Annotated in this window: 17 protein-coding genes and 1 pseudogene; 5 read left to right on the forward strand and 13 right to left on the reverse strand. The window is 39.6% G+C overall.

The genetic code is table 11. The features are described from left to right. Window positions 1-10: 10 nt before the first annotated feature. Together ETB99_RS04750 and ETB99_RS04755 are read right to left on the reverse strand one after the other, a co-directional pair. The gene (locus ETB99_RS04750; RefSeq protein WP_077428358.1) at window positions 11-787 is read right to left on the reverse strand and encodes a class I SAM-dependent methyltransferase; all 777 of its coding nucleotides are present in this window, start codon (window positions 785-787) and stop codon (window positions 11-13) included. A gap of 40 nt (window positions 788-827) precedes the next feature. Next, complete coding sequence (locus ETB99_RS04755; protein WP_129000255.1) at window positions 828-1,262, reverse strand: BrxA/BrxB family bacilliredoxin; 435 nt, start codon at window positions 1,260-1,262, stop codon at window positions 828-830. A gap of 144 nt (window positions 1,263-1,406) precedes the next feature. Here ETB99_RS04755 and metA point away from each other — a divergent pair, with 144 nt between their 5' ends. Further along, on the forward strand, window positions 1,407-2,315 hold the full coding sequence (gene metA / locus ETB99_RS04760; RefSeq protein ID WP_171700040.1) for a homoserine O-acetyltransferase MetA: 909 nt from the start codon (window positions 1,407-1,409) through the stop codon (window positions 2,313-2,315). 90 nt (window positions 2,316-2,405) lie between these two features. After that, complete coding sequence (locus ETB99_RS04765) at window positions 2,406-3,908, forward strand: MDR family MFS transporter (RefSeq protein WP_129000253.1); 1,503 nt, start codon at window positions 2,406-2,408, stop codon at window positions 3,906-3,908. A gap of 8 nt (window positions 3,909-3,916) precedes the next feature. Here ETB99_RS04765 and ETB99_RS04770 read toward each other — a convergent pair whose 3' ends face one another. Beyond that, the gene (locus ETB99_RS04770) at window positions 3,917-4,591 is read right to left on the reverse strand and encodes a class I SAM-dependent methyltransferase (protein ID WP_171700041.1); all 675 of its coding nucleotides are present in this window, start codon (window positions 4,589-4,591) and stop codon (window positions 3,917-3,919) included. 65 nt (window positions 4,592-4,656) lie between these two features. Between ETB99_RS04770 and ETB99_RS15175 the strand changes: the two genes are divergently transcribed. Further along, window positions 4,657-4,791 (forward strand): hypothetical protein, encoded by a 135-nt coding sequence (locus tag ETB99_RS15175; protein ID WP_003397258.1) that lies wholly within the window; start codon window positions 4,657-4,659, stop codon window positions 4,789-4,791. Between the two features lie 98 nt (window positions 4,792-4,889). Here the strand turns inward: ETB99_RS15175 and ETB99_RS15280 are convergent, their stop codons facing one another. The 10 genes and pseudogenes from ETB99_RS15280 to ETB99_RS04820 form a co-directional block, all read right to left on the reverse strand. Next, window positions 4,890-5,021, reverse strand: a complete 132-nt coding sequence (locus tag ETB99_RS15280; RefSeq protein ID WP_171700126.1) for a purine/pyrimidine permease — start codon at window positions 5,019-5,021, stop codon at window positions 4,890-4,892. A gap of 102 nt (window positions 5,022-5,123) precedes the next feature. Further along, a complete protein-coding gene (locus ETB99_RS04780) occupies window positions 5,124-5,915 on the reverse strand; it encodes a putative hydro-lyase (RefSeq protein WP_171700042.1) in 792 nt (263 codons plus the stop codon). 18 nt (window positions 5,916-5,933) lie between these two features. After that, window positions 5,934-7,124, reverse strand: a complete 1,191-nt coding sequence (locus ETB99_RS04785) for an NRAMP family divalent metal transporter (RefSeq protein WP_129000251.1) — start codon at window positions 7,122-7,124, stop codon at window positions 5,934-5,936. Window positions 7,125-7,153: 29 nt separating this feature from the next. Continuing rightward, window positions 7,154-7,924, reverse strand: coding sequence for a 5-oxoprolinase subunit PxpA (gene pxpA / locus ETB99_RS04790; protein ID WP_171700043.1), 771 nt, complete (start codon window positions 7,922-7,924; stop codon window positions 7,154-7,156). Window position 7,925: 1 nt separating this feature from the next. After that, the gene (locus ETB99_RS04795; RefSeq protein ID WP_171700044.1) at window positions 7,926-8,936 is read right to left on the reverse strand and encodes a 5-oxoprolinase subunit C family protein; all 1,011 of its coding nucleotides are present in this window, start codon (window positions 8,934-8,936) and stop codon (window positions 7,926-7,928) included. After that, the gene (gene pxpB, locus ETB99_RS04800; protein ID WP_171700045.1) at window positions 8,920-9,642 is read right to left on the reverse strand and encodes a 5-oxoprolinase subunit PxpB; all 723 of its coding nucleotides are present in this window, start codon (window positions 9,640-9,642) and stop codon (window positions 8,920-8,922) included. The genes ETB99_RS04795 and pxpB overlap by 17 nt, the downstream gene beginning before the upstream one ends. 275 nt (window positions 9,643-9,917) lie before the next feature. Then, window positions 9,918-10,130, reverse strand: a pseudogene (locus ETB99_RS04805) (transposase); the annotation flags it as partial. 92 nt (window positions 10,131-10,222) lie between these two features. Continuing rightward, a complete protein-coding gene (locus ETB99_RS04810) occupies window positions 10,223-10,375 on the reverse strand; it encodes a hypothetical protein (RefSeq protein ID WP_167357370.1) in 153 nt (50 codons plus the stop codon). 42 nt (window positions 10,376-10,417) lie between these two features. After that, a complete protein-coding gene (gene rraA, locus ETB99_RS04815; protein WP_171700046.1) occupies window positions 10,418-10,894 on the reverse strand; it encodes a ribonuclease E activity regulator RraA in 477 nt (158 codons plus the stop codon). Between the two features lie 65 nt (window positions 10,895-10,959). Further along, window positions 10,960-11,460: a metal-dependent hydrolase gene (locus tag ETB99_RS04820; RefSeq protein WP_032099515.1), complete on the reverse strand. Its 501-nt coding sequence runs from the start codon at window positions 11,458-11,460 to the stop codon at window positions 10,960-10,962. Between the two features lie 165 nt (window positions 11,461-11,625). Between ETB99_RS04820 and ETB99_RS04825 the strand changes: the two genes are divergently transcribed. Both ETB99_RS04825 and ETB99_RS14965 read left to right on the forward strand, forming a co-directional pair. Then, a complete protein-coding gene (locus ETB99_RS04825; protein ID WP_171700047.1) occupies window positions 11,626-12,729 on the forward strand; it encodes an acyltransferase in 1,104 nt (367 codons plus the stop codon). Window positions 12,730-12,935: 206 nt separating this feature from the next. Next, window positions 12,936-13,409, forward strand: a complete 474-nt coding sequence (locus ETB99_RS14965) for a HAMP domain-containing protein (protein WP_253263547.1) — start codon at window positions 12,936-12,938, stop codon at window positions 13,407-13,409. Window positions 13,410-13,439: the final 30 nt, after the last annotated feature.

The raw sequence follows: 13,439 nt of genomic DNA on the forward strand, positions 1-13,439 counted from the left end.
TTTGTGCCATTTACGAAAGTTCAATCGTACCGAAATGAAATTTTGCTGTTTTTCTTCGATAAACAGAGAAACCAAATTGATGAAATCGCGAGCTTTGCCAATGATCTTTCAACACAACTCGTTGACGGGCTACTCGTTTCGCCTGTTCGATATCTTCTTTTGTTACGTTCGTATATAGCGCTACCTGTTTTAATCCCTTTATCCCATCCGACTCTTCAATACTTACTTCAAACATCGGATCCAAATAAACAACATCATATGATTTATCATCGCATTGCGCTAAAAATGAGCGAAAATCATCATGATGCACACAAATACGTCGCATCGCTTCATTAAGTTCAACTACATCGCTATCCCAATGACGTAACCCTTGTTTTGTTAAGTAAGCGATATATACACTCCCCTCAATTCCTACCACTTTTCCTTCCGGACCAACAGCTAAGCTGGCGATAATACTATCGGTCGCCAATCCAAGCGTACAATCTAAAAACGTCATCCCCTTTTGTAACTTCGTAGCTTGTAAAAACGGTTCACTTTCTCCTTTTAAAATGCGCTTTGCTCGAAAAGAAGCAGAATTAGGATGAAAAAATAACGGTTCACGTCCGTTCGGAAAATGGAGTTCTAATCTCTCTTTTCCAACGACAAGAACAGGTTGAGCTACGAATTGGTGGATGGTCGTAATGGAACGTTTTCGACGCGGAATGTATGAAGTTTGTAATTCTAACGCAATTTGTTTCGCTTTCTCGATCATTTGGTCATTCGTTCTACCTGCAGTTGTCACAATCATACGTTCACCTCAAAAGAAAAAGGATGTCTGTAGGACACCCTTAGCAATATTTTCCAAAAGCTTGCATAATATTTTGCATAATATTTTCGAGCGAGTTTGCTTCGATATCGTGACGTGGAATAAAATGAACAACTTCTTTACCTTTTAATAATGCCATCGATGGAGAAGAAGGTTCGATACCGACAAAATACTCACGCATTTTAGCTGTCGCTTCTCGATCTTGCCCTGCAAAAACCGTAACGAGATGATTCGGTTTTTTCTCGCTCATTTGTACCGCCTGAATAGCCGCTGGACGCGCAAGCCCTGCTGCACAACCACAAACAGAATTAACGACAACAAAAGTTGTTCCCTCTACCTGTTCCATAAACTGTTCCACTTCTTCACTCGTGCGCAATTCTTTAAATCCACCGTTTACTAATTCATCACGCATCGGTTGTACAACTTGGCGCATATATTCTTCATATGACATAAACATACGTACATCCCTCCAAATCATTATTGCTTTTACAAGAATACAACAATGTAAATAGAAAAATCAATAAAATAAAAAACATTGAACAATTTTCTAAAAATTTTTATAATGAATGTATTTATATAATGTAAATGGAGGTTGAGGACATTGCCAATTAATATTCCACATGATCTTCCTGCGAAAGAGGTACTAGAACAAGAAAATATTTTCGTCATGGATGAAGATCGTGCCTATTCTCAAGACATTCGACCGCTAAACATTATTATTTTAAACTTAATGCCCCAAAAAGAAAAAGCGGAAACACAATTGCTACGTTTACTTGGAAATTCACCGCTACAAGTGAATGTAACCTTCTTGCGTCCAGAAACACATGAAGCAAAAACAACATCAAAACACCATCTTGACCAATTTTATACAACATTTCAACATGTACGCCATCGAAAGTATGACGGTATGATCATTACCGGGGCACCTGTTGAACATTTACCGTTTGAACAAGTCGATTACTGGAATGAATTGACCAAAATAATGGAATGGACAAAAACAAATGTCACATCTACGCTACATATTTGTTGGGGTGCACAAGCAGGGATGTACTATCACTATGGCATTCCAAAATATGACTTGTCACAAAAATGTTTCGGGGTATTCGATCATGTGTTAGAACAAAAGCACGTGAAACTGATTCGTGGATTTGATGATATTCATAAGATTCCACACTCACGCCATACAGATGTAAAACGCGAACATATCGAAGCGGTTTCAGAGTTAACGATTTTATCTTCATCCGAAGAAGCTGGCGTCTGTCTCGTCATTTCAAACGATGGCAAACAAGTGTTTTTAACAGGGCACCCAGAGTATGATGCCACAACGCTAAAAGAAGAATACGAGCGCGACTTAGCCAAAGGTCTAGACATTCAAATTCCAAAATATTATTTTCCACATGACGATCCAAATAAACAACCGTATAACACATGGCGTTCTCACGCTAACTTACTGTTTGTCAATTGGCTCAACTATTATGTTTATCAAGAGACGCCTTACATTTGGGAGTAGGCTTTCGCTTTTCTGCGAGAGCTTTTTTATTTGTAAGTATGTAAAAAAAGAATATAATGTTTTGTATACATAAAGAAAGGAGATGTACACATGGTTGATCAAACCCGACATATTTCTTTTATTGTAGCGGGACTGTTATTAGCCATTTTTATGGCAGCAATGGATAATACAATTGTCGCAACCGCAATCGGTACAATTGTCGCAGATTTAGGCGGCGTAGATCAATTTGTTTGGGTCACATCTGCTTACATGGTGACCGTCATGGCCGGCATGCCAATTTTTGGGAAGTTATCTGATATGTATGGAAGAAAGCGATTTTTTCTTTTTGGACTCATTGTTTTTCTCATCGGCTCCGCTTTGTGTGGTTTAGCTCAAAACATCGTCCAGCTCAGCATTTTTCGTGCAATTCAAGGAGTTGGTGGCGGGGCATTAATGCCGATTGCCTTTACGATCGTATTTGACGTGTTCCCACCAGAAAAACGGGGAAAAATGACAGGATTGCTCGGGGCGGTCTTTGGGATATCAAGCGTGCTTGGTCCATTGCTCGGTGCTTATATTACCGATTATTTAAGTTGGCATTGGGTATTTTATGTGAATGTCCCAATCGGTTTATTGTCTATTTTTTTCATTGTTCGTTATTACAAAGAATCGACACAGCATACAAAACAAGCTATTGACTGGTTTGGCGCTTTGACTCTCGTTGTTGCTGTCGTTAGTTTAATGTTTGCATTAGAATTAGGTGGAAAACAATACGATTGGAAGTCAACTCCTATCATTTCATTGTTTTCTATTAGCTTTGTTTTCTTTGTGGCTTTCTTATATGTAGAAACAAAAGCAAAAGAGCCAATCATCTCATTTGTTTTGTTTAAACGGCGCACGTTTGCGATCGCACAACTATTAGCATTTTTATATGGAGCAACATTCGTTATTTTAACTGTGTTTATTCCTATTTTTGTCCAAGCTGTATATGGAGGAACTGCTAAAAATGCTGGCCTCATTTTAATGCCAATGATGCTTGGTTCTGTTGCGGGAAGCTCGGTAGCAGGAATTTCCCAAACGAAAACATCCTATCGAAATATTATGTTCGTTTCGATTATCGCCTATTTTTTTGGTATGCTTCTTCTCAGTATGATGACACCAGAAACATCGCGACTATGGTTAACTGTTTATATGGCATTAGCTGGATTTGGGGTGGGTTTCTCCTTCTCACTTTTACCGTCGGCATCTATGCATAACTTAGAACCTCGTTTTCGAGGTACAGCAAACTCAACAAACTCGTTTTTCCGCTCGCTTGGTATGACGATTGGTGTAACGATTTTCGGTACAATTCAATCAAACAAATTAATTAACGAGTTACATAACACGTTCGGTGCGAACACAGCTTCATTTTCTCCGGATCCGCATGCATTGTTTGAAGCTGGAACACGAGCTCAAATCCCACCCAATGTGTTGCAAAAAATTGTAGATGCCATGGCTTCATCCATCACGTATGCATTTTCTATCGCATTAGTTCCGATTGCACTCGCAGCGTTCGCCATTTTCTTTATGGGAAATGAGAAACTGGAAGTACAACAAAAAGGTAGGGGGCAATAATCCGTCCCCTACCTTTTTCGCAACATAAACAACCAAAGAAACGAAAGCGCTTGTTTTAATTCTGTTGGTAGTTGTTGGGGAATAGAAGCGTCAACTCCTCGCTTATATACCCCTTCTTGTGCAACAAGCGTGAAACCATTTTCTTTTGCTAATTGCTCGAACTCCCACGGCATCATCGTATTACAAATGACCGCTTCATTATATAAACGACGATAACTATTCACTCGAGGAGCGGCCGTTGGGCCAAGAATGCCGACGCATACATATGCATTTGTTTTTAACACCCGACGAACTTCTTCAAGTGCAGCAAGTGGACGTTCAGTCCATTCCAAGCAGTTAATAATCATCGCACCGGAAAACGTTTCATCTGGAAAAGGCAAGTTCATAATGTCTGCTTGTTGAAAATGAAGATGTTCATGATACCTTTGTTTTTTCGCTAATTCAATCATTTCACTCGATAAATCTAATCCGATGACACGATATCCTTGCTGACATAGTTTATATGACCCGTATCCATCCCCACATCCAATATCTGCAATATATCCTTCTTTCGGCATATATGTCGTCACAAACGGAATGATCGTTTTTCGACTTCCTCTCTCCCACATCTCCTCGCTGCTTTGATGCCACCACTCTGCTCGCTCATCCCATTGTTTTTCAGCCTCTTTATGCCACGCGCGCATAACTCCACCTCTTTTAAAAAAAAATAAACATGTTACGTTTATTGTAGCAGAAAGGAGCGAGAAACATGACAAAAAAGGTGAATCAAGGAAGCGAAAATCAAAATGCCCCAACGCAACATGGGAAGTTGCACGGACATACCGGAGACAATAGCAAAGGACGGAAGCAAAACAAAAGTCAAAACGATAAAACCGACCATTAAAAAAGTCGGGCGATTAGCCCGACTACAGACTGTTGACAAAATGGGTTTCAGACGAATGTCTGAAACCCATTTTGTTCCATTATTTGTTCCATTTAAACCTAAAAAACGAGGAAAACTCCCCACCATAAAACAGCAGGACCTTCTGCAATAGGCATTCGGTGGCCAAAAATATTTTGAATGATCGAAACGAGACCAATGACGAAAAAAGTTCTTTGTGCAAAACGCGCTATTTTCCCTTAGAGAAAGCTCAAAAGCCGATGGCTAACGGGGCGACCACACTCCCTGCTAAAATGAGAATGAACCATTGAATTGACGAAAATGTCAATTTCATGTTATAAAACCCCAAACTGTTCATCACGTAAATCGGTAATAAACATATGTCCTGGAGCATGGGTAATCATGATCTCCGGCTTCACTAGCATCGCGACCGCTTGAGGAGTAACTCCGCAAGCCCAAAACACAGGAATTTCTCCTTCCCGCATCGTCACAGGATCACCGAAATCAGGCTTATGAATATCCTTAATTCCAATACGATCCGGATTGCCTATGTGAATAGGGGCTCCGTGAACAGAAGGGAAACGGCTTGTCACTTGGACCGCCCTTACGACATCTTTCTCTGGAATAGGGCGCATACTGACAACCATCGGTCCTTCAAACCGTCCTGCCTTTACGCATGGAATATTAGTTTTATACATCGGAACATTGCAATTTTCTTCAATATGGCGGACGGGAATGCCGTTATTGATCAAAGCATACTCAAACGTAAAACTGCATCCTAATAAAAAACCGACCATTCTTTCATTCCAAAGATCGAGAATATCTGTTCTTTCTTCTGTTAATTCACCATTTCGGTAAATTCGGTACTTTGGAAGATCCACACGCAAATCAGCTTCCGGTGCCACTAAAGTAGGAACCCATGATCCAGGTTCAGTCACATCTAATACAGGACACGGTTTAGGATTGCGTTGGCAAAATAAAAGAAATTCAAACGCCAATTCTTTTGGCAAAACTACTAAATTAGCTTGAGTGTAGCCATTGGCTACACCCGCTGTTGGTTTCATCCACTCATTATTTCGTATCATTTCCCGAGCCTCCGCAGGACTCATTGTCGCAACAGAAAACATCATGATCCCCCTCGATTCTTATTCAAATAGTTTTGGTATACCATTAATTAAAGAGTAAACACCCATATAGGCCATAGCGATAACTATAATAACGCCAAAAATGGTCATCCATAATGGATGTTTGTAATCTCCGACAATTTTTGTTCTGTATGCCGCCACTAACATCACGCCTAGAGAAATTGGTAAGATCAGACCGTTTAATGAGCCTACTAAAATTAAGATTTTCACTGGTCTTCCGACTAAAACGAAAACTAACGTTGAAATGGCAATGAATCCGATAATAATCCACTTGTGGTACTTTTCTAAAATTGGATGAAAGGTACGAATAAATGAAACCGATGTATACGCGGCACCTACAACGGAAGTAATGGCTGCTGCCCACATAACCACTCCGAATATTTTGTAACCAATATTGCCTGCAGCTAATTTAAATACGGATGCCGGAGGGTTAGAAGGATCAAGGGTTAACCCTTGCGCGACAATACCTAAAGCTGCTAAAAATAAGAAAATTCGCATAATAGACGCAATACCGATTCCTGAAATCGAACTACGGGTCACCTCAGGAAGTGCTTCCTTTCCTTTTATTCCAGCATCCAATAAGCGGTGCCCGCCCGCAAACGTAATATATCCTCCAACCGTTCCGCCAACAAGTGTAACAATAGCAAGAATATCGATCGTATCTGGAACAAAGGTTTTTACCACTGCTTCTCCGATAGGTGGCTTAGCTGTAAACATCACATATAACGTTAGAGCAATCATGACAAAACCCATTAATTGAGCGAAGCGATCCATAATTTTTCCAGCTTCCCGTACGATAAAAATAGCGATCGCGACGATTCCGCTTAATAGTGCCCCCATTTCTGGAGAAATCCCAAATAATACGTTGGTTCCTAATCCAGCACCGGCAATGTTTCCAATGTTAAAAGCTAGACCACCGGCGACAATAAGTGCAGCAAGAAAATATCCCAATCCCGGCAATACTTCGTTAGCAATATCTTGAGCTCTTTTTTCTGCGACCGCCATAATGCGCCAAATGTTCATTTGTGCTCCAATATCAATAATGATGGACATTAAAATAACAAATCCGAAGCTTGCTGCAAGCGCTTGTGTGAAGTGAGTCGTTTGTGTCAAAAATCCAGGGCCGATGGCCGAAGTAGCCATCAAAAACGCCGCACCTAAAAGTACACTTATATTCTTTTTTTGTTGCATTTTCTATCCCCCTAAGAACCTATGAATCTTTATTTTAGAAAATCACCAAGTTTTGTAACTGTAATATTGGCTTCCTTCAACGCTTTACGTATGTATTTTGCAAAGTCTAGTGCATGTTCCCCATCTCCGTGTATGCAGATCGTATCAGCTTGAATCGATACATCTTTCCCTTGAAGAGATGTAACTTTCCCTTCTTTTACCATACGAATAACTTGCCGGCAAGCTACGTCATGGTCTTTGATGAGAGCATTCGCTTCCCGTCTTGATGTTAAGGACCCATCCTCTTGGTAAGTGCGGTCAGAGAACACTTCACTAGCGGTTTTAAGGCCGATTTTTTTTCCCGCTTTGACAAGCTCTCCACCCGCTAGTCCTAACAGGATTAATTCCGGATCTACTTTATAAACCGCTTCTGCAATGGCTTGAGCAATCGCAGCGTTTTTAGCGGCAATATTATATAATGCCCCATGCGGCTTTACATGCTGAAGCTTTCCACCTTCAGATTTTACAAATGCATATAAGGCGCCAATTTGATAAACAACAATGTCGTAAGCTTCCTGAGGAGTAATATCGATGTTTCTTCTACCAAATCCCACTAAATCTTGAAATCCGGGATGAGCGCCAATTCCAACGTTTTTTTCAAGGGCTAAACGGACTGTTTTCCTCATCGTTGACGGATCGCCCGCATGAAAACCACAAGCGATATTGGCTGATGTAACATAATCTAAAATTTCTTCGTCTCTCCCCATTTTATAAGCGCCAAAGCTCTCTCCCATATCACAGTTCAAATCGACAATATGCATGTTACATTTCTCCTTTCCATTTTATTGATAATGCTCGTTTCAGTTGTTGGATCTCTCTTTCTCTTTCTAAATAAAGTCTTTGTGCTTCTTCATGAGAAACTTCAACAAACTTTATTTTGTCACCTGGTTTTAATTGGGCGATGTATGGTAAATCCACGGTGGCAACTTGTCCGATTTTCGGATAACCGCCTGTCGTTTGCCGGTCAGCTAGAAGCACAATCGGATTTCCATCAGGCGGAACTTGAATGGTACCAAAATTTACGGCTTCCGAAATCATTTCCTCCGCAGATGTTAAAGACAAAATGGGACCTTTCAAACGATATCCCATCCGGTCGGATTGGGTTGTAATTTCAAATGGTTCACGAAAAAAACTTTTTTGACTTTCTTTTGAAAATAAATGGTATTGTCTCCCCTTTATTACCCGAATGGAAGGAATTTCATTAGAAATGGGAATAAATTCAGCAGATACCGACCATTTCGTCCCTACAAACTTTCGATCTCCTAGTTTTGAAGAAAAATCATGGATCATTCGGATAGATCGATTATTAGGGGGAGATAATTTTAATTCGTCCCCGGCTTGTAATGGACGTCCTTTAAATCCGCCGATGCCCGCTCTAAGGTAGGTGGAAGCACTCCCCATCACACGCGGAACATCGAATCCTCCCGCAACAGCTAGATAGCTTCGGCAGCCTGCTTTACATTGTCCAAAACGAAGCTGACTACCTTTCTTTACAAGAACTGGTCGCCATAACGGAACAAATTTTCCATCAATAGAAGGTGATAAATCTCCCCCGCAAATGGATATTAGTGTATCCCTTTCAAATTCAATAACAGGACCAACCATCGTTATTTCTAAAGTAGGGGCATTTTCTTCGTTACCCACTAGTAGATTTGCAATTCTGTGTGAAAGGGAATCCATTACCCCGCTTACAATCACTCCAAATTTTTGAAAACCGTATCTTCCTAAATCCTGAATGGTCGTAAGGAGGCCCGGCTTAATGATTTTTATCACTGTCGTCCTCCTTCCATTGTTCGTATTCTTCTATAGTGATGGGTATAAATCGGATTTTATCCCCCGCCTTTAATAAGCTAGGGGATTCGTCATCAGGACGAAACAGCTTTAACGGTGTTCGGCCAATAAGCTGCCATCCCCCTGGCGTTTCGATCGGATAAATACCGGTCTGTTTACCAGCAATGCCAACAGAACCCGCAGGAATTTTTAATCGCGGAGATTCTCTTCGCGGTGTGGCAATTTTCTCCGACATGCCTCCTATGTATGGAAATCCAGGGGCAAATCCGATCATATACACTAAATAATCACCGCTGGAATGGATATGAATGACTTCTTCAGGCGTGAGGCCATTATATTCCGCAACATATTCCAAATCAGGACCTAGCTCTCCTCCGTAACAAACCGGAATCTCCACGATCCTTTCAGATGAAAATTCACCGATCTTAAGCGATTCCAATAAGGGTTTCAATTGCCCACAAACGTAATCATACGGGAGTGTATAAGAGCTAAAATCCGAAATCTTTAACGGATCATAAAACACAGTTACTGTTGTAAATGCAGGAACATATTCGATCATCCACTCGAATGGCTGTTCATCAAACAAGGTTGTAACCATGTTCACCTTCTGGTGAGTCTCTAAATTAATATCTTCGCCCAGTTCAATTATTACTGCGTTATCACCCAATGAATGGAAAAGATAATCCATTTTTACAACTCCTAACCATTTTCGAAAATAAGCAAAATCTTACTTTTTATATTAACATTTATTAATTTTCGCGCAATTATGTATTATAATAATACTTCATTTTATTTCACCTAGCAATATGGAATAATGATTGATTCTGGCGCGAAGATAATTTCACAAAAAATAAAGGTGACTTATAAACAAATTGTATATAAGTCACCTCAGACTGTTGACAAAATGGGTTTCAGACGAATGTCTGAAACCCATTTTGTTCTATAAATAGACTATGTTTTCAAAACATACTGAATCAAATACATTTTAAACAACATCACTGGATCAATGCTCGGACGTCCATGATCAGGAGAATAGAGATCTTTCACCACATCATAGATAAAAGAAAAATCAATAGCCGCATCCAGCTTTCTTACCAAGTGATCCTCTGGGACCAGATCATCCAGTTTCACCGTGATTTCGGTATAGCGCCCATCTTCTTGGTGTGGTCGAAGCATCGTTCCTTTCCTCCATTTCTCCCTCGTCTTACCTTCATAATAAAACAGCTTGTCGACAAAGTCGACAAGCTGAAGTCGGGCTAATCGCCCGACTACTCTTCTTGTTTACTGACGCGAATGGCAGGTGTATTGTTGCCGACATAAAATGGGACAACTTCTTCAGGTTGATGCTCGTAAAAATATCGATTGATCTCTTGTTCAACAAATGCTACCTCGTCTTCTATCATCGTTCGCTTTTTATCCATCGTCTATTCCCCCTTTAGACGATAGGATAACCGAAAAAATGGCTATTCATGTAATGAATCATCTGAAACGATCACACCATCTTCATCAACATATACGTATGTACCTGGCTTCCACTCAATATCGCCAAAATGTACAATTGTATCTCGCATCCCTTTTCCTTCTTTTTTACTTTTGCGTGGGCATGTCCCAAGCGCAAGTACGCCAATTGGCATATTCCCTATTTCTTTTGAATCACGAATGCACCCATGTACAATAATGCCAGCCAATTGACGGTCACATGCAATTTGTGCAAGCCGATCTCCAACAAGGGCGCACTTGTTTGAACCTTTGCCATCCACAACGACGACGCTTCCTGACGGTGCCGTTTCTAGCGCTTCCCGAACAAGAACGTTATCATCACATACATCGACGGTTGTAATTCGTCCATAAAACGTTGCTTTTCCACCGTAATTTCGGAATGAAAGAGAGCAAACACGGACACTTTCTCCATATTGATCACACAAATCTGCCGTTTTCATCCTCATCCCCCACTTTTGTCAATCTCATCATAATAATAGTCAATCTATTCTAAAAAATCAATAAATTAAAACAAGAAGATCGAGTTACTATCTTCAATCGCACCATTTGTTAAAAAATAAATGAACAAAACAAGAAAGCAATAAAAAAGGAGTGTTTCTAAAAAGCTAGACGTACGATATGTTATCACAAACCGATATCTTTTTTTAGAAAATGGCCATAGTAATGGAACACCTTGACTTGAACAATAGTCGGCTAAAACATGAAACGCATATCCAAGACATAACCCGAGCGTAAAAGGAGAAAAATGTTGTAATAATAAAACGATAGTGATAGCCCCCCATGCTAATAATGAATGGGTAAACCCACGATGACCAAACGCCTTGTTCACCTGCTTGGCAACCCCAAACGAGCGACGACCGATGTATGAGTTAGGCTCATCAATATCTGGAAGCAAGCTCCCGAGCGTCAGCCCAGCCGCATAGGCGATTGTAAACGAAACAGGAGTGTACGCAGCAATCCCGGTTCCAACCGCTAATGATGAAACAATATGAGTATGGTAACGCATCGTTTTTCCCTTCCTTTTGTAAACGTTTTATATAATATTCGTTATTAATATTCATGAATTCGAGACGGTTTTTTCAATAAATGTTCACCGCTCCAGCCAACTTTGTGAAACTATTAGCATTATACTAATGTATGAACAAACTGACAAATAAAGCTGGTGAGGAAAATGAAAAAGAGTACACCCGCAGAATTAACCGTTATGAAAAGTTTAGCATTTTTAGCTGTTGTTTTTCAAAGCGCGTTACTATACGTAATGAATTATCGTTCCCCTCATCCAGAGGAAGCGATTATGATTGGCATGCTGTTTCATTTCGTCAAATTTTCTGCTCCTGTGTTCGTGTTTTTAGTAGGATTTCATATTGTTCAACATACTGTCATCGACTATCGTCAATACGTATTACACAAATGGAAAGAACTTGTTGTTCCATATGTGACGTGGTCATTTATTTATGTTATATTGTTTTCTAGTCATCTACACGTAATCGATGTGATGAAACAACTGTTTCTTGGAGAGGCAGCCTCTCATTTATGGTATGTCATCATGATCATGCAATTTCATTTGCTTATTGTCATCATCATTCCATTTTTTTATTGGATTGATCAAAAGAAGTATTGGAAATTATTTATTATCATTAGTGCCATGATTTACATTGGTTTTATTACATTCATTTTTCCAATTGTTCAAAGCACGTCATATATACATTATATCGATCGTACGTTTTTAGCTTATTTCTTTTATTTTGGCCTAGGCGGCATGGTTGCGTACACGCTCCCAACATGGCGAAAATTCGTCATTCGAGTTATTCCACTTAACACATTTTTGTTTTTATCACTTTTTATCTTTGTTAGTTATGAGCTATTTACATCACAAGGCATCTTTTCTATCGATTTAACGATGATTACGTATTTAAAGCCTTCGATGGTGTTGTATGTCACATCAGAAATTTTCTTGCTATACGCTTTATCGATTACCATTGTGCAAACAAAATCTCGATTGTATACGGTGTTACGTTTCATTAGTCGATATACTTATGGGGCATATATTGCACATATGTTTTTCTTATACGTGTTTGCACCGATCATTCCGACAACGATGTATTCGATGTTGCAAGCTGTTATATTATTTACAATCACAACAATCGTTTCCATTGGTGTTTGCTATATTATACATGCTACACCACTTAGCTTGCTGTTTATCGGTCAAGCGCGCGAACATCGGACTATTTCTATCCTATCGCTATCGAAATCTAAAAAGAGTGTCCCAAGTTAACATTTGGGATGCTTTTTTGTTTTGTTCACACAAACCACTTCTTATTTCAAACATATAATGATTGAACAAATAGGGCTACAGAAACTGGAATATCAATATTTTCTACTCGTGCAACAATTTTTACGCACAGCTCATGAACAAGAACACGCACATGTTGTCACTGAACTACAAAAAACTGAAGAACTCTTTTTACAAACAGCAAAAAAATGTTGCAACGACAAAAAGCACTACTGAAAGATGATCAGCAACGTGTTAAACAGTACACGAAACAAACATACACAATCGTTTTTACATGTATCGTATTTCTCACTTTGTTCGGTAGCACTTCTTCTTTTTTAATCAGTCGTCGGATCGCTAAACCAATTCACCTCGTTTCTGTGGAACTTCAGCATATAGCCAAACAAGATTTATCTTCCACACTTTTATCCGTTCAAACAAAAGACGAAACGAAGCATATGGTGCAATCCATTAATAACATGAAAGCAAAATTAAAAGAAACGATTCAAATGATGAAAGACGTATCTTTCCAAATCGCATCTCAAGCAGACAATTTGCAGCAAGCGCAGAATGAAGTACACAATCAGCAGAAAAAGCGGCAGAAATGGCGGAACTCACATTTACAGAAGCACAGAAACAACTTCACATGTTGCAACAATGCGATTTGTCATTACGCGAACTAGCAATAGGAATGAATCAAATCGCATAAAGTA

This window comes from Anoxybacillus sp. CHMUD (genome assembly GCF_013096965.1).
Taxonomy (GTDB): domain Bacteria; phylum Bacillota; class Bacilli; order Bacillales; family Anoxybacillaceae; genus Anoxybacillus; species Anoxybacillus kestanbolensis_A.

Excerpts from the sequence above, each read along its gene's own strand:
- ETB99_RS04750 (WP_077428358.1), bottom strand. The coding sequence starts at position 787 with ATGATTGTGACAACTGCAGGTAGAACGAATGACCAAATGATCGAGAAA.
- ETB99_RS04755 (WP_129000255.1), bottom strand. The coding sequence starts at position 1,262 with ATGTTTATGTCATATGAAGAATATATGCGCCAAGTTGTACAACCGATG.
- ETB99_RS04765 (WP_129000253.1), top strand. The coding sequence starts at position 2,406 with ATGGTTGATCAAACCCGACATATTTCTTTTATTGTAGCGGGACTGTTA.
- ETB99_RS04770 (WP_171700041.1), bottom strand. The coding sequence starts at position 4,591 with ATGCGCGCGTGGCATAAAGAGGCTGAAAAACAATGGGATGAGCGAGCA.
- ETB99_RS15175 (WP_003397258.1), top strand. The coding sequence starts at position 4,657 with ATGACAAAAAAGGTGAATCAAGGAAGCGAAAATCAAAATGCCCCAACG.
- ETB99_RS04780 (WP_171700042.1), bottom strand. The coding sequence starts at position 5,915 with ATGTTTTCTGTTGCGACAATGAGTCCTGCGGAGGCTCGGGAAATGATA.
- ETB99_RS04785 (WP_129000251.1), bottom strand. The coding sequence starts at position 7,124 with ATGCAACAAAAAAAGAATATAAGTGTACTTTTAGGTGCGGCGTTTTTG.
- pxpA (WP_171700043.1), bottom strand. The coding sequence starts at position 7,924 with ATGCATATTGTCGATTTGAACTGTGATATGGGAGAGAGCTTTGGCGCT.
- pxpB (WP_171700045.1), bottom strand. The coding sequence starts at position 9,642 with ATGGATTATCTTTTCCATTCATTGGGTGATAACGCAGTAATAATTGAA.
- ETB99_RS04810 (WP_167357370.1), bottom strand. The coding sequence starts at position 10,375 with ATGGATAAAAAGCGAACGATGATAGAAGACGAGGTAGCATTTGTTGAA.
- rraA (WP_171700046.1), bottom strand. The coding sequence starts at position 10,894 with ATGAAAACGGCAGATTTGTGTGATCAATATGGAGAAAGTGTCCGTGTT.
- ETB99_RS04820 (WP_032099515.1), bottom strand. The coding sequence starts at position 11,460 with ATGCGTTACCATACTCATATTGTTTCATCATTAGCGGTTGGAACCGGG.
- ETB99_RS04825 (WP_171700047.1), top strand. The coding sequence starts at position 11,626 with ATGAAAAAGAGTACACCCGCAGAATTAACCGTTATGAAAAGTTTAGCA.
- ETB99_RS14965 (WP_253263547.1), top strand. The coding sequence starts at position 12,936 with ATGTTGCAACGACAAAAAGCACTACTGAAAGATGATCAGCAACGTGTT.